Genomic DNA, 21,638 nt, shown 5'->3' on the forward strand with positions numbered 1-21,638 from the left:
GTAATACTGTATAAATTTAGAATACTATGAAACTGATCAAGAGTATAGGAATAGGAGTTTGTATTTTAAGTATGACATTCTCTGTAAGTGCTCAAAACAGGGTTGTTACTCAGCATACAACAGGGACTGTTGTTGAAGGTGAGGTAACAATGCTGGTCAGTCAGGATATAACGATAAAATATCGTCGTACTACTTCCCAAGGTGTTGCTGATGCAAGGTTAAATTATCAGTCGGGTATGGAACTTCCTTTCTTGGCTTTACCTTTATCAGAAACAGTAATGGTACGTTATCCCGATTATCGTATGGCTTATTGGAAAGATTACACTTACGTTCAGGGGTATATGTTTGAAGCTATGGATCGTTTGGGACAACTTACGAGAGATGATAAATATTTGAAATATATTAAGAAGTATATAGATCATTTCCTGGATGAAGAAGGTAATTATAAAGGAGGTGGTTTAACTAACTTAGATAATTTCATGACAGGTTCTGCTTTCTGTACTTTGTATGGACGTACTGGTGAAGAAAAATATAAGAAGGCGGCATTACAGATATTGAAAGCAGTGGATTTATATCCAAGTTCCGATGGACAGTTTTGGCATGGAAACCGTAGTCCGAATATGTGGATTGATGGCGTTTTTATGATGCAAATGTTTTTAATTCGTTGTGCTCAATTTGTAGGAGAAGCAGATTATTGTTATGATATAGCATGTCGTAACATCATTGCAGCAGCCCGGCATTTACAACGACCAGATGGTTTGGTGCTTCATGCTTGGACTACAGAACCAGAAAAAGCTGTTTGGGCTGATAAGACGACCGGACTTTCGCCTGAAGTTTGGAGTGAAGGAATGGGGTGGTATACATTGGTTGTACCTGAATTATTAGCAATATTACCTCGATCGCATCCGAATTACAAAGAAGTTCTTGATATCTATTTGAAGATGTGTAAAGGACTGAAAAATGTTCAAGATGAAAAAACAGGGGGGTGGTTTATGGTTGTTGATAAAGGCGATAACCCTTTAAATTTTATAGATCCTTCAGGTTCTGCGATGTTTACTTATTCTATTCAGCGTGGTATACAACTAGGACTATTAAAAGCTAAAGATTATATGTCAGTTGCTCAAAGAGGATATCATAGTTTGTTTCCTTTTGTGCAAGTAAATGAGCGAGGATTGTTGGATGTAATAGGAGCGTGTGATGGTGTAACAATTAAAAAGAATTTTGTAGAATACGTTACTGTACCCAAGATACTGAATGCCAAAGAGGCTGTTGCTGGTATATTATGGGCTGCTGTTATTATGGAAACCGATCAATTGAAAAAATAATTTAATTATGAATATACGTAAAATAATGGTAAGTATAGTGCTACTTCTGTCGTCTTTGACGGTAGGAGCAGTTTCTCATGATGAATTGCTGCGTATTAAGCAGAACTTTTCAGATATGCTGATACCGTCAGATGAGGATCCTTTTCATTTAAAATCAATTCTTATTTCCATTCCTCCCGAAGAGGAAATTTCAGATCAGGCTGTTGTAGAACTTCATCAAAGATATCCTTTGAGTATGGATAGGATGAAGTTGTATATATCTTCCTTATCTGAGGACGGAAGATGGCCAGATATTAATTATGAAGATAAAAAACGTTCAGGATGGGAGCCTAAAATACATGCGGAACGCATTTTAGAATTAGTAAAACTATATTATTCCCAGCAGACTCCATATTATCAGTCTTCAAATGTAGAGGCTGTGATCCATAAAGCATTAGGTTATTGGTTTCGGGTTAAACCGGTTTGTCTTAACTGGTGGTATAATCAAATTGGTATTCCTAAAACGTTAGGTACTGCATTTATTTTATTTGAACAGAAGCTGACTCCAGAAGAGAAAAAAGCTGCCATATCTGTAATGGAGAATGCAAAATTTGGTATGACCGGACAAAATAAAGTATGGCTTGCAGGAAATGTAATGATGCGTGCATTACTACAAAATGACGTTGCTTTGACAAAAGAGGCACGTGATATCATTGCATCTGAAATTGTGACTGGTGGTGCTGAGGGGATTAAGGATGACTGGTGTTTCCATCAACATGGTTCACAGCAACAGTTTGGTAATTATGGACTTTCTTTTGTGTCAGGAATGAGTTTCTTTTCCGGAGTATTTGCTGGTACTTCTTTAGCGTTTGATGAACAGCAATTAGGAATTATCAGTGCTTTGATAGATAAAGGTTATCGTTGGGTATTGTGGAAGGGAAAAATGGACGTTAGTGCTTTGGGACGTCAATTATTCCATCATGCACAGATACATAAAGCTTTAAGTCTTGCTTTTGCCGCTTCAGAATTAGGTGGTGGAAAATCAGAACAATGCTCAATAGTTGCTAAGACTTTATTAGATGAAAATTATAGTTCCAGACAGGTAAACTCATTAATCGGTCATAAGCATTTCTGGCAATCAGATTATACCATTCATCGTCGTCCTCAATGGATGGCTTCTGTAAAAATGGCATCCAAACGTGTAGTAGGTGTTGAAATGATGAATGGTGATAATATGCAGGGATATTATATGGCAGATGGTGCTACGTATATATATAAAAATGGTGAAGAGTATTTGGATATCTTTCCTTTGTGGGATTGGCGGAAGATACCAGGGGTAACAGCTTTTGAGGCAGACGCGCCTATGCCTTTAATTAAGAGTTATCAGCCTCGTAATCAATCTTCTTTTGTAGGAGGAATTTCTGATGGTAAACAGGGAATGGCATCAATGGAAATAAACCGTGCAGGTATAAAAGCTTATAAGTCATGGGTATTTACAGATGATTTTGTGCTCTGTCTTGGTGCAGGTATTAAGGCTGATAGTAATTTAGTTGTAACTACTTCTATTGAACAATGTCATAAAAAGGGAGAGTTAACTATATTGCAAGAAGGAAAATGGAGAAGTGTTGGTGATAAGCAGACATATTCAGGTGAAGAACAACGTTTCTTCCATAATCAAATGGGATATATTTTATGGAATAATCCTAAAAATTGTGTTGCTGAGGTCAACCATCGTACAGGTCAATGGCATGATGTAATGCAAATGTATCGCCCTAAAGATGTGGAAGGTGATATTGTTTCAATTTATTTAGAACATGGCGTTTCTCCACAGAAAAGTACGTATCAGTATTTGATGCTTCCGACTACAAATCAGGAGAAGACTAAGTTGTTTGATTTATCTGCTATTCAGTTGATACGTAATGATGAAGTTGCGCAAGCTGTTTATACAAAGAAAAATTCAACCTGGTGGATAACGGCTTATCGACCTTTGAAAATAACATTGACTTCTGGGTGTCCTTTGGAAATTTTAACTCCGGGTATTTATATGCTCCAAGAAACAAAAGGTAAATATAAGCTGAATTGTGCCGATCCGACTCATTTGCAAGAAATAATCAAATTGAAATTTAAGAATAAAGATATTATTGTTCCTTTATTAGAAGAGAAAGGACAAACAGTTTCTGTAAATCTTTGAATTTAAATATTTTTCTATATTTGAGTTATTTCTTCAAACGAATGAAATAATAATGCAAGCCTTATTGGTAGGAACAGTCTACTTTTGTTTGTGTAAAACAAGCATGAGACTATGAATACACGTAAGGCTTTCTTTTTGGTTTTAATATTTCTATTGAGTATTACTTATACTCAAGGTCAGCAGTCTATAGATTGTTATAAAGCAATATTTACTGTTCCTCCTCAAAATGTACCAACAATAAAGACCCCGGATGCACCTTTAGCGGGAAATGGAGATATTGGTATCACGATGGGAGGTACACCGGATAATCTTTGTTTTTATATCGGTAAAAATGATTTTTGGAGAGCATATCCGGTATATCCAGGAGGTATTGCACTTCCCGGTGGCTTGGATATTGCTATTGAAGGATTGCGTAATGCTTCCTATTATGCAGAACAGTTGCCAGAAAGTGCTGAAATTTCTGCACTCTTTTCGACAAGTGATTGTAAGGTAAATTTATCGGCATGGGTAGCAGCCACAGAAAATAAAGTAATTATTGAATTACAATCTGATAAGGAACAGACTGTCCGTCTGCGTTTGTGGGCAGCCGAAGGTAATACATCTGTAAATGCACAAGGAATAGAACCTGTTACATGGGTAAGTCGTTCTTTTGAAAATTCAGACTTATTGCATTGGCCTACTCATATAATATTGGCAATGAATACTACAAGCAAGACATTACAACTGAAACCTAATAAAAAGGAAAGGTTGGTAATTGCTGTTTATACTAACCATGATACTCCAGACTGGAAAGAGAAGGCTATTACAGAGGCAAAACAAGTAACAGATGATACTATAGAATTACTGAAAAATAATCATCGAATTTGGTGGCAGAATTTTTGGAAGCAATCATATATTAATATTGGAGATCGCTATTTTGAAAAGTATTATTATCAGTCGCAATATTTATTTGCTTGTTCCTCACGTGAAGGGAAATTTGCACCGGGGATTTGGGGACCATTTATTACTAGAGATGAAGCAGCCTGGGGTGGAGATTATCATTTGAATTATAATTATCAGGCATCATATTGGGCTTCATTCTCATCCAATCATATTAGTTTAACGGATAATTTTGACCAACCTTTATTAGATTATATGAAGGCTGGACAGATGCATGCCCGAAATTTATTGAACTGTAGGGGTATTTATTATCCGGTTGGAATTGGACCGAAAGGTTTGTGTACGTCAATGTGGCCATTGACACCAGATGAAATGCAGGAAAAATATGCAACTCGTGAAAATACGATCGATGACGGTTATAAATTTCTGGGGCAAAAGATAAATGCAGTTTTCAGTGTTGGTAACATGCTGATGCGGTATTATAGCACTTATGATAGAGATTATGCTCAAAAAGTATACCCTTACTTATTGGCATGTGCTGATTTTTGGGAAGATTATTTGTCAATGGAAAATGGACGTTATGTTATTCGTATGGATCACTTTAACGAAGTAATGCCTAATAAACGTAATGGGGGAATTTGGCGCGATAAACTGGGCGATTTTAATTCTACACTTTCATTAGGGCTTGTACGGATGTTATTTAAGGGGATATTAGATATGAGTGACTTTTTGATGGTAGACAGAAAACGTCAGGCACATTGGAAAAATATATTGGATAACTTAAGTGAATATCCTGTGGGCATATTAAAAGATGGACGTAAAAGTTTGAAAAATATGGAAAGAGGACCGAAGGATAGGGAGGTTCAACCTTCAGGGCTTAATCGGGTTTCTATCCATGGACTTATTTTGCCAGGAGGAGTTGCCGGACCTATAACAGATTCTATCTTTAATCATATTTTATTAAATGATGTGGAACACTGGACACAAAAACAACGTATAGCAGATGATTGGGGAAACACATCGAATAATGGTATTGAGACTTGTTATCCTGGAGCTGTTCGTGTTGGTTATCCTGGAGATAAAATTCTCGCCAATATGAAGAAACGAATAGAGATGAATGTATATCCTAATTGTTGGATTGTACAAGGAGGTGGAGGTATTGAAACCTTTGCTGCTGTTCCATTGACTATCAATGAAATGTTACTTCAAAGTTATGAGGGTATTATACGTGTTTTTCCGAATTGGAATAGGAGAAGAAATGCTACGTTTACAAATTTAAGAGCGTATGGGGCATTTCTGGTGACGTCATCTTTAAAAAATGGTAAGGTACAAGAAGTCAAACTTTTTAGTGAAAAAGGTCGGCCTTGTAAAATTGAAAATCCTTGGACAAACAAACCTGTGCAACTAAGCCGTAATGGAAAGAAAGTTGATGTTTTATATGGTCGATATTTACAAATACATACTTCTGTCGGTGAAAAAATAGATTTGCAATTATATACTAATCATTAATAAAAATAGGATGAAACACATGAATAAGTTGTTAAGTGGAGTTTTGGCAATTATGTTTTGTATTGGAACTTCTGCACAGACTAAGTTACCTCCGGCATGGCAATCAAGCTTCGTAAAAATTACTTCAGAAGGTAAATTGGTTTATTATCCGGATAAACAAGGGAATACTATTCCGGATTTTAGTCGGGTAGGTTATCATCATAGCGATAAATCTATTCCTTATTATTCAATAACTAAGGTCGTTTATCCGATAGCGAATACTGATAATCGGCAGAATATTCAGAAGGCAATTGATGAAGTGTCTAGGATGAAGCCGGATGAAAATGGACATCGAGGAACTGTTTTGTTAAAACGGGGAGTATATCCCATTCATGGAAGTATTCATATTAATACAAGTGGTGTGATTTTGATGGGAGAAGGTGAAAATATAAATGAAACTAGACTACTGGCTGTTGGGAAAGAACGCTTTTCTTTAATTCAAGTAAATGGTAAAGGGAGAATAGAAGAAATTTCTGGTACCCGTACTAAGATTACAGATAGTTTTGTACCAGTAGGTTCTCATTCTTTTAATGTTTCTTCATCTACTAATTACAAAGTTGGTGATCGTATAATTGTTTATCGTCCTGGTACACAAAAGTGGATACACGATTTAAAAATGGATCAGATTGTAGAACGTAAGGGTACTCGTCAATGGACAGCGCAAGAGTACAATCTTTCTTTTGAACGTGAAATTGTGAAGATTGAAGGTAATCGGGTCTATATCGATAACCCGATTGTAATGCAAATGGAAGATAAATATGGGGGTGGTGAGATTTTCAAATATAGTTTTGAAGGTAGAATTAGCGAGGTTGGTGTGAGTAATATGTGTTTGGAATCAGAATTCGAGCATTATGAAGATAATCAACACGGTTGGATAGGGGTACAGTTTGATAAGGTTGAAAATTGTTGGGCACGAAATCTGACTTGTCGTTATATGGGATATTCTGCAGTAAGTTGTGAACGTTTTGCGAAGAATGTTACTGTTATAGATTGTCGGTCTCTTGAAGCTAAATCTGTGATAACAGGTGGTTTGCGCTATTCTTTTAATAACTGGGGACAGCAAAATCTTTTTATGAACTGCCAAAGTACAGAGGGACGGCACGATTATGTAACGGGTGCTCGTGTATGTGGACCTAATGTATTCTATAATTGTACTGCTTACCAAACTTATGCGGATATTGGTCCCCACCATCGTTGGGCGGTAGGTACTCTATATGATAATGTAATGACCGATGGAGAAATCAATGTTCAAGATCGTGGTCAGATGGGAAGTGGCCATGGCTGGGCAGGGGTAACACAAGTTTTGTGGAATTGTCGTACAAAACGAGCAGCTGTTCAAAATCCATGGGTTTCAGGTAATAATTATAATATAGGTATGAAAGGACAAAAATATCCGGGACATTTTACTGATCGTCTTGACGGAATTTGGGAAGGCCAAAACGAGATAAACCTTTTTCCTCGTTCCTTGTATATAGCACAATTAATGGCACGACATAATATGGATTTGCGTATATTGACGAAATAAATCGGGAAATTGTTAAATATAAATCGTTGAATGTCAATAGTAATGTACGATTTGAGATATTTTTGATAGTATTTGATACAATCTTTAAATTCCTTTTGAGAAAATTCTTGTTTGTTTGCAAATAGAAGATAACACAATGTTTAACTTTAAAAATAACGTATTGATATTATGTAAAGTTATGTGACATGACGATTCTAAAGTTTTTAAGTGAAAAAACTTGTTAAATTAAGTCTAATTTTAAAATGTAAAATTAATGAAACAGAAAGAACACAAATCAAAAGCACCGTTATGGTGCATTTTGTTGTTGCTGTTAAGTTTTTCTTTGAGTACAAATTTATATGCTCAAGAAATTACTGCAACAGGGACGGTTATAGATCAAAATGGGGAGCCTTTGATAGGCGTAACAGTTACAGTATTAAAAGGAACGAATGGAGCCATTACTGATGTAGATGGAAATTTCTCGGTAAAATGTAATAAAGGTGCTACATTAAAATTCAGTTACATAGGTTATAAAGACGTCACTCAAGTAGCTATGGGTACTAAGATGCGGGTAACAATGACAGAAGATGCCCAAGCGTTGGATGAAGTAGTCGTAGTGGGTTATGGTACGCAGAAAAAAAGAGATGTAACAGGATCTATTACCTCTGTAACAGATAAGGCTATTCAAGAGAAACAGCCTATTAATGTATACCAAGCTTTGCAAGGAGAAGCTCCGGGTTTGCAAATATCCAATAATTCAGGTGCTCCCGGTGATACAGGTACAATGTTGATTCGTGGTGCATCAACTATGGGTTCAGGAGTAAATCCATTATTTATAGTAGACGGTGTTCCTGTAGATAATATATCGTATATCAATCCGAGTGATATTGAGAGTATGGAAGTCTTGAAAGATGCTGCATCTGCTGCTATTTATGGTTCTCGTTCTGCTGCCGGTGTAATTATCATTACTACCAAACGTGGAGAAGAAGGTTCACCTGCACGGGTATCAGCCAAGTATAACCATTCCATCAAAATGTTAGATCATAAATTAGATCAAGCAAATGCATTCGATCGTTATATTTTTGAACGTAAGTCTAATGCAGGAACATCTTTGTGGAAAACCAGCAATGACTCTTTACATCCTAACTTCATGGCAGATAATGATTATCAAGATTTGGTTACCCGTGCTGCACATTCCGATCAGTTTGATATCAACATTAGTGGTGCCAAAAACAAGATGAATTATTATACAAGCTTAGGTTATCTGAATGAAAGAGGTTTGGTAGTAAACAGCTTTTATCAACGTATAACATCTAGAACAAATGTTGATTATCAAGCGACCGATCGATTTAAATTACTAAGTCGTTTTAATGTTGCCTATACCCATAAAAATAATATTAATACAGGTAAAGTTCTGCAACAGGCTATGAAACGTCCTCCTCAAATGGCACTTTATTTCCCTGACGGTTCATATGTATATAATAATGGTGGACAGTTTAACCCGATAGCTGATGCATATGAACGAGTTAATGAAACTACAGTATATGATATTCAATTATATCAGGGAGCAGAATATAAAATATTGAAGAATTTGGTTTGGAATGGAAATATCCAAGCTAACTATAAAGTGACGAGAACAGACGAGTTGGAACCGGGTAACTTGGTATCAAGTGGTGTTACGTCAGGTTCAAATGAAGCCAAGTTAGCTCGTAAACTAGCTGCTGAAACTTATGTGAACTGGAATCAGTCCTTCAATGATCATAATGTCAGTGCTATGTTCGGTGCCAGTGTAGAAGATTGGTATGATGAAGAATTTGCATTGGCCGGTAGTAATTACGTGTCAGAATCTATTCTTTCATCTAATGCCCAGGAAGTTAAAGATGCCAAGAATACATTGTCTACTTTTGAAGATCATGCAATGGCTGCATTTTTTGGACGTATTACTTATGATTATAAGAGCCGCTATATGTTCAATACGAACTTACGCTATGATGGTTCTTCTCGCTTTATTGGTAAGCGTTGGGGATTATTCCCATCTATAGGTGCCGGTTGGCGTTTTTCTGATGAATTTTTTATGAAATGGTCTAAGCCTGTATTGACCGATGCCAAGTTCAGAGTTAGCTGGGGTATGAATGGTAATGAAAGAGTTGGCAATTACGATGCAATCAACAGATATCTCATAGGAGCATATTATAATGGTGTATTGGGTGTAACACAAAATTCTCGCGTTGCCAATAGTGATTTAGGTTGGGAAGCGACCGAACAGACAAACTTTGGTTTGGATTTGACATTCTTGGACGGTCGTATTACTTTTGTTGGTGAGTATTACATAAAAAATACTAATGATTTGTTGTCATTGGAAAATATGCCTTCCGAATTAGGAGTAAGCGATATGCGTATAAATTTTGGTAAGATTCAGAATAAAGGTATCGAACTGTCAGTAACTGCATATCCAGTACAGACCAGAGATTTTTCTTGGCAAACTACTGTTAATTACTCACGTAACAAGAATAAAGTTGTGAAATTGTCCGGTGGCACTCCGTTTGTTGAAGATGGAAAATATTGGATTGAAGAAGGTGCTCCACTTGGGCAGTGGTATGGATGGAGACAACAAGGTATCTATCAATATGATGAATCTAACGCATATATAAAGAATAGTGATGGTTCATTTGGTGAACGTTTGACTCCGGTATTTAAGACAGATCCGAATAACTATAACAATATTGTTTATGGAACCAATGGTAAACCTGTTTTTTCTCATTATGAAACCTCTGATGGAAAAGAATATACAGGCCAAGTAGGTCAGATGACTACCTATGGACAGGTACTGAAAGGAGGCGATGTAATTTGGGAAGATAGAGACCATGATGGAGTTATCGGTGACAGTGATCGTAGTATTTTGGGGCAAGGCCTTCCAACTTGGTATATGGGATGGAGTAACTATTTGAATTATAAGAATTTCTCCCTTTCATTCTCATTCTACGGTAGCTTTGGTAATCAGATTTATAATAAGCAACGTCGTGAGTTGAATACTTATTCATCCTCTAATGCGACTCCTTATCATTCTGATATTTATAAGATATGGAAATATCAAGGTCAAATTACTTCCGGATATAGTGGACAAAAAGCCAATACAGGTGTTCAAAATGCCCGTGAATTATCTTCTTACTTCTTGGAAGACGGAGACTATATCCGTTTGACAAATATCCGTCTGGCCTATAGCCTAGAGAGAAAAATAGCACAAAAACTTAAACTTTCAGAGTTGACAGTTTATGTATACGGAAATAATCTCTTGACATGGACAAACTATTCAGGATATGATCCGTCCAGTATCTCCAATAGCAATGTTCTTCGTCCGGGGCAGGATAACGGTCGTTATCCGACAGCTAAAGAAATCGGATTTGGTATAAATGTAAACTTTTAACGAACTATGAAGAAATTAATATATTTAGGACTATTAAGCATGGGGTTGTTGACAACTTCTTGTGAAAATTTCTTGGACAGACAACCCAAGAGTGACTTGTCGGTCGATACATATTGGAAAACAGAGAAAGACTTGCAAACATGGAATGCAGGTATGTACGATGGGTTACAATCTACTTTAAAAACGAACTGGTTTGATTGGGGAGAAGTACGCGGCGGTACATTTGCACCACGTGGAACTGGTTGGGATACAAACTTATTATATAATGGTTTGACTTCTACTTCTGGTACTTCTTCTTGGAAAGACTTATACGCAACTATTTACCGTGCCAATGCAGCTATCAAACACATTCCGGAATGTCCGGTTGGTGAGACAGTTTCAGCACCTTATCTTGCACAAGCATATACAATGCGTGCATTGATGTATTTTTATGCCATACGTGTTTGGGGTGAAGTGCCGATGATTACCGAACCTTTGGAAGATGTAAATAGTCAAGAGCGTTATTATGGTCGTAACAGTTTGGCAGAAATTAAAACATTGATGTTGGGTGATATTGAAAAAGCTATGGATTTATTTGGTCCTGCCACCAATATGAAAGATGCATCTAAATATTCCTTGAACAGAGGATCTGCCTTGGCATTAAAAGTAGATATACTGATGTGGTATAAAGACTTTGATGATGCATTGGATGCTGCAAACGACTTGATTGATGACTATGGTTATAGTCTTGTAAGAGGCGACGCCTATCAAGAACAATTCCTAAAACCGGAATCTTCTCCGGAAATGATTTTCAATCTCTATTGGGATTATACGGAAGATGGTGGCGGATTTGGTTATGCCACGCGCCTTGCTTCAGGTTCCAATACAATTCCTTATCATCCGACAAAGGAAATATTCAATGAGTTGATTGGACGTAAATATGAAGGGGACAGCCGTATTGTGATGGTGATGGATACCATGTGGGTTGCCCATGAACTGACAGCCTATAACGTTTTCTCCATTACAGATGAAACCTATGACAATTTCTATAATAACCAGTATAGTAATCCTGCCGGTTTTATTGTTAAGTGTCCTAAATTCACTCCGTACAGCTCGACAGCCAATGATGGTTACGGTGGATATAATTACGCCAAGAATGGTGAAGACAATACTCGTATGCCACTTTATCGTTTGACGGATATTATGTTATTAAAGGCGGAAGCATTAGTACAATGTTCCACTCCTGATTTACAGGGAGCTATCGACATTGTTAATGATATCCGTCAACGTGCCGGTTGGACTCGTTTAGCAAGTTATACAGAATATAATACTCCCGATAAAGTATTGAACCTAATTATTGATGAACGTACAATTGAACTATGGGCTGAAGGTAAACACTGGTTTGATTTGGTTCGCAATAATAAAGTGAAAGAATATTTAGATCCATACATGCAAAATGCCGGTGATGATTATGGAGAAGAAGAAGGTTTTGTTATTGGCGTACCTGTTCCAACCAATCCTATTGGGGGTTATGGTAGAATTTTATGGCCATTGAATCAAGATGTGTTTAAGAAAAATCCTAATATGGCAGGGAAACAAAACCAGCCGTATACAGAATAAATCCATAAAGAAAGATTGTTATGAAAAAAATAAGCAAAATAATATTAGGTTTATTTCTGATTGTAGGAATGACCTCTTGTGAATTATTTGGACTGGATTTCTCGGAAAGTGCTGATTTTGAAGCCAAGAAATCCGATAATAGAGTAGAGATGAATGCATTGGACTTTATTAAAAGTCGTCCAGATATTTTTAGTTCTTTATTAGATGCTATAGAATATGCTGGTGTGGAAGACATGTATTTGGAATCTGGGAATACTTATATATTATTGACCAACAATGCATTAACTAATTGGGAATCTAATGATAAATGTTATTGGGCTCGTGAGAAAGTAGAAGTAAATGGAAACTTAGTAAGAGCAGGTTCATGGGATCAGTATGATAAAAAACAAGTAGCAGAATTACTGAAATATCATGTTGTCAAAGGAGAATATTCTTATCATAATCTGACTTCTGCCGCAATATGGACGGAAACCTATGGTGAAGGTTCTTTTGACTATAATAAAGATGGACAGACCTTGAAAGGTGATACTGCTGTATTATCCATGATGTTAGGTTATGACCGTAATCTTCCTTTGCAATTAAATAATTATGATTGGAATTACAGAGGTTTATTAGCAGCAAGTGCAGCAAGTTGCCGCACCACAAATTTGCATCTTAATAACGGTTATGCCCATGTGACTGATTACTACTTGGAACGTCCTACACGTAAATTCCTAGGACAAAAATAAATAAAATGATAAGTTATGAAGAAATTAATAATGAATATACTATTACTGTCAGGAGTGTTATTAACCTCTTGTAGTGATGACGGGGATGTAAAGATTGTATCACTTAATACTTTCGGCAATAAAGTGTGCATGAACGATCGCGTAAAAGTATTTGTTTCTGCCGAAACAAGCGGTGATGAGGTTCCTACATACGAATGGGGATGTTCGGAAGGTTCTATGACCAATCCTCAAGGATTATTTGAGAATGTTTGGCAAGCACCTAAGAAACCCGGTGAGTATGAAATTTGGGTAACGGTGAAATGTGGCGGTTCTAAAGAAACCCGGCGTGCCAAAATGACCGTGTTGGACGAATTGTTTTATTCGGACTTTGAAACGCCTTATTATAATGAGGGATATTCCAACTCTAGCATGACTTTGGCGCAAGATAGTAAAACTGGTTCCTTAAAACTGACATCTTCAAAGGACAAAGGTGTTTTCCAACGTAACTGGAATGATGAGACAATTGTGCCACCTTATTCTATGCAGATGCAATATAATCCTCAAACATTTAAAGATGGTAACTCCATTGATTTCCGGATTGCTTTCTCTTCGCTCAGTGAAGGGACAAAAGATTTGCGTAATATCAATTTCTCAATTGAACCGTTGACAGGTAATACTTACATTTATAGCCAATACTTTAATAAGGAGACCGGTGATATTGAATCTTTAGAAACATCTGCAACAGTAATTAATGACTTAAAGTTTACTAAAAGCTGGAAATATGTTTCTGTCTCCATAGATGCTTCTAACAATTTCATCGTGTACTTGAATGGCGTGAAGATTGTAGAAAGTACTTTCCTAAAAACATTCTTTCCACAGAGTTCTTATCCAATCAAGGGTTCCGGGGTTGCATTGTCTAATAAGGCAGTGGTTTTGGTTGATGACATGTCCGTTATTATTAATGGAGAAATTTGTAATGCAACTGAGAGAGTAAGATAAATATACTATATACATATAATAAAAAGAGAGGAAAGGATGTTCTGGATACATTGTTCCTCTCTTTTATTTAATATTAATTGTTATGAGAAAATTGATAATGTGCTTAATAGGTGTTTTGAGTTCTTTGGTTATTGCAGCTCAGGGCAACGTGGAAGGGGTCATCAGCGATGCTTCAGGAAAACCGGTTAAAGGTATAAAAATACGTTTGAATGGCTTATTTAAAACAAGTAAGACTAATTCAAAAGGAGTCTTTCGCCTAAAAAGAATTTTAGAAGGTGATACATTATTGATATATCCCACTGAAGAACAAATTGTGAGAATTCCTATAAAGCCCGACATGTCTCTTTTCCTGCAATTGGGTGATCATTCTTTAAGTTGCAGATATGGCACGAATACAGTAACATATATGTTCCAACAAGCACCTAAAGTCAATTATTCCAATAATATCATTACGAGACGCCAAATTATAGAATTCGCTCCCAATAACCTGATTGAACTATTACGGGGAAGGATTGCCGGATTGCAAATACAGGAAATGGGTGGAACAGCCAAAGCCTCTATTCGTGGTGTATCATCAATGTCATTGAATACAGAACCATTATTTATTATTGGAGGAACTCAATACGAAACACTGGAAGCCGCCAACAATGCAATTTCCATTGAAGACATTATGGAAGTGGAAGTTAAGAAAGATGGTTCCGAATATGGAATGAAAGGGGCAAACGGAGTTATTATAATAAAAATGAGATAGAGAAATCTTATTATAAAAGAATTTATAATGAAATACGTGGGAAAGGATAATTTTATCTTTTCCCACGTGTTCTATATCAATCATGTGGTTGTGGATTAGGATTGGTATGTGCTTCATATACTTTGAAATCCGCTAATTGCAAACTCTCATCTTTAATACCATTATCCGGGCGATCTGAAGTGCTTTGCATTTTTCTACCCAGACTACGATAAATACCGAATTTATTACGGATATTAGTAGCACCACTTCTCCATAAATCAATGTTTGAGAAAGATTTATTTACAAGAACTTTATTGTCACTGATACGGACAAGTTTAATACTGAATGTACCTTGATGGGTATAATGCATTTCTGTCTCTACTTGTATCCATTCATCTTCAAAATCACTTAGTGGAAGGTTATCAATAATGATTCCCTTACTTGAATGACGATTGTCTCCAGTGTGAATTACTTGTACACGCTTATTATTGCCATCACTGTCACTGCGGGTACTGATAGTGATAAGTGGGGCACCATTATTGCCTTCCTGCGCCTTTAATTGGTGGATATGGCAAAAACTCGTTGAAGGTTGAAAACCTTTGGGTAACCGGAATTTCCATTCCAAACGTTGCCATTCATTCCAATTTCCATTCAATTTACGCCAGTCGTAATTTGTCTGACTTTTCATCTCGTTTCTTTGACGGTCACTTAGTAATCTTCCACGATCGCTATCCAGCGCATCGGTTCCAGCGTGATTAGTGAATTTGAAAACATATTGCTGCAAAGTCGGATCAAAAATGATTTCACAATGTACACCTTGGTAATGGTCTTGCCTGGATATATTAGGATGTTCTGAATAATCCCATCCTAAAGAGCGCATATATTCGTGTATAGCTCTATAATCCTTACCTACCAACTTAGCGTCAGCTTGCATACCTCCCTGAAATGTATAGTCAGTAGTTGTAGGTGATAATTGCTGCATTGTCGGTCCATAACCAATATTCTGTAAAGCCGTTTCTCCTAATCGTTCTTTCAGCTGGGTCAGATAAAGGCTTTGAGGTGTTACCCGGGTATTGTGGACATCGAATATGCCAACCGGCAAAGTTGGCCCTGATTGATTGAAGGGACGGCGTAATGGAGTGCTTTCACCGGTACAACCAATAACCCAGTTGTATGTACCCGGTGGAATTTGATTTACATAACTTTTTGCTTCACAATTCCATGCTACAGACCATGCTGTTCCCCATCCATGTCCTGACCCCATTGAACCACGATTTTTAAAATCGATGCCTCCACCAGGTAACTTACAATTATCCAGTAAAAGTCCGGTACTCCAACGCTGATGTCCTTCAATATGGCCGTTACCCTTGAAAATACAGTTTAAGAAAACAATAGGGCCAGTTTGTCCAGCTCCCAAGGCTACGAACCAGATATTATCTCCCTGTACAGAACAATGATCCAATAGTATTTGTCCTCCGTTAGGAGCAAACTCCGCAGGCTTGGAAGCTCCCTGATGTAAAGCTCTTCTTATAACATTTACTTGCTGCAAGGTAATTCTCCGTCCACCGATACCTACACTTTCCATTGTTTCCATTGCATTGATATCTTTTGCCCAGCAATCTTCACCATTTATTCTCAAAGCATAGTATAGTGCTTTCGTATGGTTTACGGCTTGTTGAGGTGATTCGATACGAAGGTTTTCCACACCACATTGTTTAAGCCGTTGAATATTATTTACTACAATAACGGTAGTATTATTATCTGTAAATTTTGCATCATAATTATCCACAAGAGGAACAGTCAAGGTGACGGTATTGCCATCAATGGCAGCGATTGTACGTTCTGTAATCAACAGTTTACCTGCTTTAATCCAAGTTTGAGGTTTTCCGTCACGAACCAAGTCATCCATTTTCATAAATTTGATCCATTTTTCGGTAACAGGCTTACGAATTTCTATATTGTCACCAACCGAAAGTTTGGAAGCATCTGCCACAGTGAATTGATAAGAGCCGGCAGGGATATATTTATCAACCACTTTTATACCTTCCTCATTGGGTGAAATATCTCCCAAACGATTTCCAACACGTTGTCGCAGGCCATTATTCATAATGATAGCTGTATGTTTACTACCGGTCATTACAATAACACTACCACTGGGGTCACTTCCACTACCACGTAATACAACGCCGTCAGTGGTAATCTGTAGCGGGCGTTCACAAACATAGCGTCCAGGGGCTAAAAGCACAGCGCCTCTAAAACCATTTTCATCTTCAGGCAAAGCAGATACCATATCAATGGCTTTCTGAATATAGTCTGTACAATCAGCATTTTCTCCAAGTGGATGTACCGTGATTTTAGCGGGAACATACGGTAATGTTACTCCACCTCCCTTATATCCGGCATGGGAAAAATCAATAATCCGATCTCCTTTTTTTGTTGTTTTGTATACCAACTTTCCGTTGTCATCCGGATATACCCAACTACTCTTTGTAAAAGACTGTTGTGCCATGACAGATATTGAACATAGCAGGTAAACTAAAAATCCAACCTTTTTCATATTTTTCGTGTTTTCTATTTATAAACATTAAGTAATGGCAAATAACGGGATATTGATTTACATTAAATATATATTTTTTCTCAAAAGTTTGCAATATTATGTCTTTGAGTATAAAAAAGCGGAGATTAGTTTCATACTAACCTCCGCTTAATGTCCTTATAATCTACTACTTTTATAATAGTGAATTAAATGTACCTTCATTTCAAGGGATCAAAATTACCACTTTCCCAACCAATGGTCTGTTGTAATTGGGGATTTTGTTCAAAATGCTTGCGAGCCAGTCCCTGGAAATAATAATTGTCTTTTACATCCCATTGATAAGTTTCATCAATTTTCCATTTTTTGGTTGTGAAATATTTAAAATAATTTTCACTCATCAATTTTTCATCTTCTTGAATCATAGTGATGAATTTGTCACGTGCTAAAGAAGCGTATTCATCTTTTACTTGAATTTCTATTCTATAGCGGGAGTATCCGGTCATGTCTGAAAATATTTTACGGCGCATCATATCCCAAAAACGTTTCCCTTCGTATGCCAACTCAATACGACGTTCATAAAGTACTGCTTCTATCAATTCCTGTTGGCTCATATCGGCTTTCAGTCCATAGAGTCCATCTGCATTGGCTGTGATACCGGCACGTTTACGGATATCTTTTAGAATGGTATAAACTTCATCATCTTTATTTCCTATCTCTGCAGCACATTCTGCAAGATTTAGCAGAACTTCTGCATAACGCATTTCAATCCAGTCCATATCACCATGATCTTTGGCTTCTGTCGCTGTTTTCTCAGGGATAGAGAATTTGCATGAATAAAAACCAGTACCTGTTGGGCTATGAGTATCTTCACCACCTTTATAAGTGTACATACAACCTTTAAACCACTCAGGCATACCATTTAAAGGGTATTTAGCACCATTATAAACGATGATGTCATAAAAACGCGGATCACGATTTAGCCAAAATAACCCTCTTGTATCGGTTGCTTCTGGATCGAAAGCTTCTTTTGTACCGTCACCGTCAATATCTACTCCCGGAGCACTACCGTCTGCCATAGGGAAAGCAAGTACCATATCTAAAGTAGGATGATGATTGCCTGTGGCACCAACAGAAAATTCCAACGGACGAAGGCCTGCCATGAAGTTATGTGTACGTGCAGGATCAAGAAAACGAGTCGTAAGCACTGTTTCAGAGGTCGTTTCATTACTCCATATCTCACTGTATTTAGGATGTAGAGAACGTTCACCCGGTCCTGCTAACTCAGTTTTAGCCAATGAACAAGCATTGTATGCATCTTCCCAACGACTACGGTCATTATTCGGATTGAACTGTTCGCTGGCATAGGTCAGCAGTACACGGCCTTTAAATGCCATTGCCGCACCTTTAGTGATACGTCCAAAATCTTTGTCATCCCATTTGCTTGGAAGCGATGCTGCTGCGTTATCCAAATCTTTCACAATTTGTTCGATACATTCTTTGGCTGTATTACGGGTAACATATAAATTATCTACATGTCTGTCTTGCGGCTTAAGTATCAGAGGCACTCCACCGTAAATTTTCACCATCTGAAAATATTGATAGGCTCTCAAAAAAAGTGCTTGTGCCTTAATCCGATCACGTGTGTTTTCCGGAAGACTTCCGCTGTCAATACTAGTCAACAATACATTCAAAGCATATATTTTATCGTATACCCAATATTCTTCAAGAGGTCCTCCAGCGGTAGCAACAGCAGTCAGCCGACCATGAATAAAATCACCACCACCATTTCCTTCATCAGTGTATTTCGCATAATCGCCATCAAATCCCGGCATGTTATCTTTATAGCATTTATCCAAGAAAGCAGTAGCCAATATTTCGCTGTCCCAAGTAGACTTTTCACTAACAGCACTCAAATCATCCTTATCTAATACGGAAGAACAACTGCTCAACCCACCAAGAACGAATGCAGTAATTGTTATTATATATTTAGATTTCATTATATTCAATAGTTTAGTATGATTAAATAGTTACATTTAAACCAAATGAGAAATTTCTCATAACCGGATAATCTGAAATACTTGTTGCTTCAGGATCCATCCATTTTACTTTATTCTGCAATAAGAATAAGTTTGTACCATTCACAAAAATTCTGACCTTATCAATACCTATTGACTGAGTTAAATGTTTAGGTAGGTCATAGGATAATGATATATTTTTACAACGTAAGAAAGAGCCGTTACGTACCCAAAAGCTGGACGCTTCATTATTTTTATATTGCGTAGCACCGGGCATAGAGGCATTTGTATTTTCAGGAGTCCAATGGTCTTTATACCATTCGAAAGTACTAGTGTGCGCATTAATTCCATTACCACGGAAATCCATCAACTTCTTGTTACCTGCCATTCCTTGGAAGAAGATATCCAGCATAAACCCATTCCATTTTCCACCAATGGTGAATCCATAAGTAATAGGCGCTACTTTCTTTTCTATAATTACCACCTTATCGTCATCAGTAATAATACCATCTGGTTCATCACTCTCCGGTCCACGTACATCTTTATAAATTAACATACCTAAACCTGGTTTCTGTCCTTTGATAGTCATATTAGGATTTTCTTCCATATATTGTTTTAACTGTTCCTCTGTACGTATCATGCCAATACATTCAAATCCCCACTCACGTCCCAATGATTGTCCTATTTCAGATTTATACGGACGAATATTCTCGGCTTCATCTTTTTTAGACCACCAACTGTTAGCAAAACTAAAGTTTCCTCTAAAATAATAATCCAGTTTACCAATTCGGTCATTATATCCCAATTCTACTTCAAATCCTCGGGACTTAACTTCTGAGTAGTTTTCCTTAGGCAGACTTGCTCCGAATGTAGTAGGCACACTTACAGTTAAATTATCGAGAATATCATAGGTACGTCTGTAGAAATATTCAAAGCTGAAGTCTAATTTATTATTAAACCAGCGGCTGTCAAAACCAATATTATATGAGGTGGACTTTTCCCAGGTTAATTTCGGATTAGGTACTTCTTTGGGTTCTACACCATATGACAAACCGTTGAATACCGCACCGGTAGTAATACCATAACGTGCCATCCATTGCCATCCACCAATAGCATCATTACCCAATGTAGCTATTGAACCGCGTAATTTCATATAGTCTATAAAAGATATGTTTTCAGAAAAGAACGGTTCACTGGAGATACGCCATCCTGCTGATAGAGAAGGAAAGAATCCCCAACGTTGATCCGGAGCAAACTTGGTAGAACCATCCACGCGAAAAGCTGCTTCCAAAAGATATTTATCATCATAAGCATAATTCAGACGACCAACATAAGAGAGACGCCCACTTTCACCTACAGAACCTGCTCCGACAATTGACTCGGAAGCATCTCCACTCGCTCCAAAAAATTCGGGCATTTCCCAAGTAATTAGGTTATTACGTTGAGCATCGAACTTTTCACTATTACCTTCAGCTTGTTCATATACAAATAAAGCTCCTAAATCATGTTTACCAAATACACGATTATAGGTAACAAAGAAGTTTAATTGATAATCTTCTGCCAATTGATTTTCTTTAAACACATAGTTACCGTCATCACGGGTAGAAGTTGAAACGACTGTATTACTTGGATCTATATAATGATTATTGGTACCTGCTGTCTTAAAACTATACATTTCGTATGGGAAATTCACTTTTTTAATAAGACGATTATCCAAGTTTCTGTTATATTGCATTTTCAACGTCAAACCTTTGATGAAGGGTACACGATATTCAGCGGTGGCATTTACATTGACATTTTGCCATTTCTTTGTATGAAGTCCCGATTGTTCACTAATCAACATCAAGGGATGCCATTCAATAAAGTTACCTACAGGTTTACCGTCAATCATACTTGGAATCATCTTGGTACGTAACAATAACCCTTTGTATAAATCGTTCATACGATCACGGTCACCATCTGACTTCCAGTTCGGTTTTGTATCTTTACGATTATCTGTACTGATATTCAATCCTACTGTAAAGTTTTTACTGATATCAGCATCAATACTTGCGCGGAAATTATATTTTGAATATCACTACTGTCCAAAGAAATTACCCCATAGGTTCAGTTGATCTGAATCGGAATCATTCATCGGACGTTTTGGTTTAATAAACAGTTCGCCTAAAGGCTTCCTCTCAAAGAGTACTTTGCCGACTACGG

At 37.1% G+C, this 21,638-nt stretch carries 12 protein-coding genes; 9 read left to right on the forward strand and 3 right to left on the reverse strand.

Annotation, left to right across the window (positions count from 1 at the left end; translation table 11 throughout):
• Positions 1 to 26: 26 nt before the first annotated feature.
• The 9 genes from C1A09_RS13590 (at position 27) to C1A09_RS13630 (ending at position 14,906) form a co-directional block, all read left to right on the forward strand.
• Positions 27 to 1,325 (forward strand): glycoside hydrolase family 88/105 protein, encoded by a 1,299-nt coding sequence (locus C1A09_RS13590; RefSeq protein ID WP_101545097.1) that lies wholly within the window; start codon positions 27 to 29, stop codon positions 1,323 to 1,325.
• Between the two features lie 7 nt (positions 1,326 to 1,332).
• A complete protein-coding gene (locus C1A09_RS13595) occupies positions 1,333 to 3,495 on the forward strand; it encodes a polysaccharide lyase 8 family protein (RefSeq protein WP_101545099.1) in 2,163 nt (720 codons plus the stop codon).
• A gap of 111 nt (positions 3,496 to 3,606) precedes the next feature.
• Entirely contained in the window at positions 3,607 to 5,883 is a 2,277-nt protein-coding gene (locus tag C1A09_RS13600) for a glycosyl hydrolase family 95 catalytic domain-containing protein (RefSeq protein WP_101545100.1), read from the forward strand.
• A gap of 10 nt (positions 5,884 to 5,893) precedes the next feature.
• Positions 5,894 to 7,447 carry a hypothetical protein gene (locus tag C1A09_RS13605; RefSeq protein WP_101545102.1) on the forward strand — a complete coding sequence of 518 codons (1,554 nt, stop codon included), beginning with the start codon at positions 5,894 to 5,896 and terminating at the stop codon, positions 7,445 to 7,447.
• A 253-nt stretch (positions 7,448 to 7,700) separates the two neighbouring features.
• A complete protein-coding gene (locus C1A09_RS13610) occupies positions 7,701 to 10,850 on the forward strand; it encodes a SusC/RagA family TonB-linked outer membrane protein (RefSeq protein ID WP_101545103.1) in 3,150 nt (1,049 codons plus the stop codon).
• Positions 10,851 to 10,856: 6 nt separating this feature from the next.
• Positions 10,857 to 12,449, forward strand: coding sequence for a RagB/SusD family nutrient uptake outer membrane protein (locus C1A09_RS13615; RefSeq protein WP_101545105.1), 1,593 nt, complete (start codon positions 10,857 to 10,859; stop codon positions 12,447 to 12,449).
• A gap of 20 nt (positions 12,450 to 12,469) precedes the next feature.
• Positions 12,470 to 13,177: a fasciclin domain-containing protein gene (locus tag C1A09_RS13620; RefSeq protein ID WP_101545107.1), complete on the forward strand. Its 708-nt coding sequence runs from the start codon at positions 12,470 to 12,472 to the stop codon at positions 13,175 to 13,177.
• Between the two features lie 15 nt (positions 13,178 to 13,192).
• Positions 13,193 to 14,155: a hypothetical protein gene (locus C1A09_RS13625; protein WP_101545110.1), complete on the forward strand. Its 963-nt coding sequence runs from the start codon at positions 13,193 to 13,195 to the stop codon at positions 14,153 to 14,155.
• An 82-nt stretch (positions 14,156 to 14,237) separates the two neighbouring features.
• Positions 14,238 to 14,906, forward strand: a complete 669-nt coding sequence (locus C1A09_RS13630; protein ID WP_101545112.1) for a TonB-dependent receptor plug domain-containing protein — start codon at positions 14,238 to 14,240, stop codon at positions 14,904 to 14,906.
• Between the two features lie 76 nt (positions 14,907 to 14,982).
• Here C1A09_RS13630 and C1A09_RS13635 read toward each other — a convergent pair whose 3' ends face one another.
• The 3 genes from C1A09_RS13635 to C1A09_RS13645 all read right to left on the reverse strand — a co-directional run bounded on the left by C1A09_RS13635 (position 14,983) and on the right by C1A09_RS13645 (position 21,483).
• The gene (locus C1A09_RS13635) at positions 14,983 to 17,442 is read right to left on the reverse strand and encodes a hypothetical protein (protein ID WP_101545114.1); all 2,460 of its coding nucleotides are present in this window, start codon (positions 17,440 to 17,442) and stop codon (positions 14,983 to 14,985) included.
• 197 nt (positions 17,443 to 17,639) lie between these two features.
• Positions 17,640 to 19,418 (reverse strand): RagB/SusD family nutrient uptake outer membrane protein, encoded by a 1,779-nt coding sequence (locus C1A09_RS13640; RefSeq protein ID WP_101545116.1) that lies wholly within the window; start codon positions 19,416 to 19,418, stop codon positions 17,640 to 17,642.
• A gap of 22 nt (positions 19,419 to 19,440) precedes the next feature.
• A complete protein-coding gene (locus tag C1A09_RS13645) occupies positions 19,441 to 21,483 on the reverse strand; it encodes a SusC/RagA family TonB-linked outer membrane protein (protein ID WP_370738750.1) in 2,043 nt (680 codons plus the stop codon).
• Between the last annotated feature and the right edge of the window lie 155 nt (positions 21,484 to 21,638).

The organism is Bacteroides cutis, from assembly GCF_900241005.1.
Taxonomy (GTDB): domain Bacteria; phylum Bacteroidota; class Bacteroidia; order Bacteroidales; family Bacteroidaceae; genus Bacteroides; species Bacteroides cutis.

Bases quoted from the DNA above. Each gene is read 5' to 3' on its own strand.
- C1A09_RS13590 (WP_101545097.1), top strand. From the start codon at position 27: ATGAAACTGATCAAGAGTATAGGAATAGGAGTTTGTATTTTAAGTATG.
- C1A09_RS13595 (WP_101545099.1), top strand. From the start codon at position 1,333: ATGAATATACGTAAAATAATGGTAAGTATAGTGCTACTTCTGTCGTCT.
- C1A09_RS13600 (WP_101545100.1), top strand. From the start codon at position 3,607: ATGAATACACGTAAGGCTTTCTTTTTGGTTTTAATATTTCTATTGAGT.
- C1A09_RS13605 (WP_101545102.1), top strand. From the start codon at position 5,894: ATGAAACACATGAATAAGTTGTTAAGTGGAGTTTTGGCAATTATGTTT.
- C1A09_RS13610 (WP_101545103.1), top strand. From the start codon at position 7,701: ATGAAACAGAAAGAACACAAATCAAAAGCACCGTTATGGTGCATTTTG.
- C1A09_RS13615 (WP_101545105.1), top strand. From the start codon at position 10,857: ATGAAGAAATTAATATATTTAGGACTATTAAGCATGGGGTTGTTGACA.
- C1A09_RS13620 (WP_101545107.1), top strand. From the start codon at position 12,470: ATGAAAAAAATAAGCAAAATAATATTAGGTTTATTTCTGATTGTAGGA.
- C1A09_RS13625 (WP_101545110.1), top strand. From the start codon at position 13,193: ATGAAGAAATTAATAATGAATATACTATTACTGTCAGGAGTGTTATTA.
- C1A09_RS13630 (WP_101545112.1), top strand. From the start codon at position 14,238: ATGAGAAAATTGATAATGTGCTTAATAGGTGTTTTGAGTTCTTTGGTT.
- C1A09_RS13635 (WP_101545114.1), bottom strand. From the start codon at position 17,442: ATGAAAAAGGTTGGATTTTTAGTTTACCTGCTATGTTCAATATCTGTC.
- C1A09_RS13640 (WP_101545116.1), bottom strand. From the start codon at position 19,418: ATGAAATCTAAATATATAATAACAATTACTGCATTCGTTCTTGGTGGG.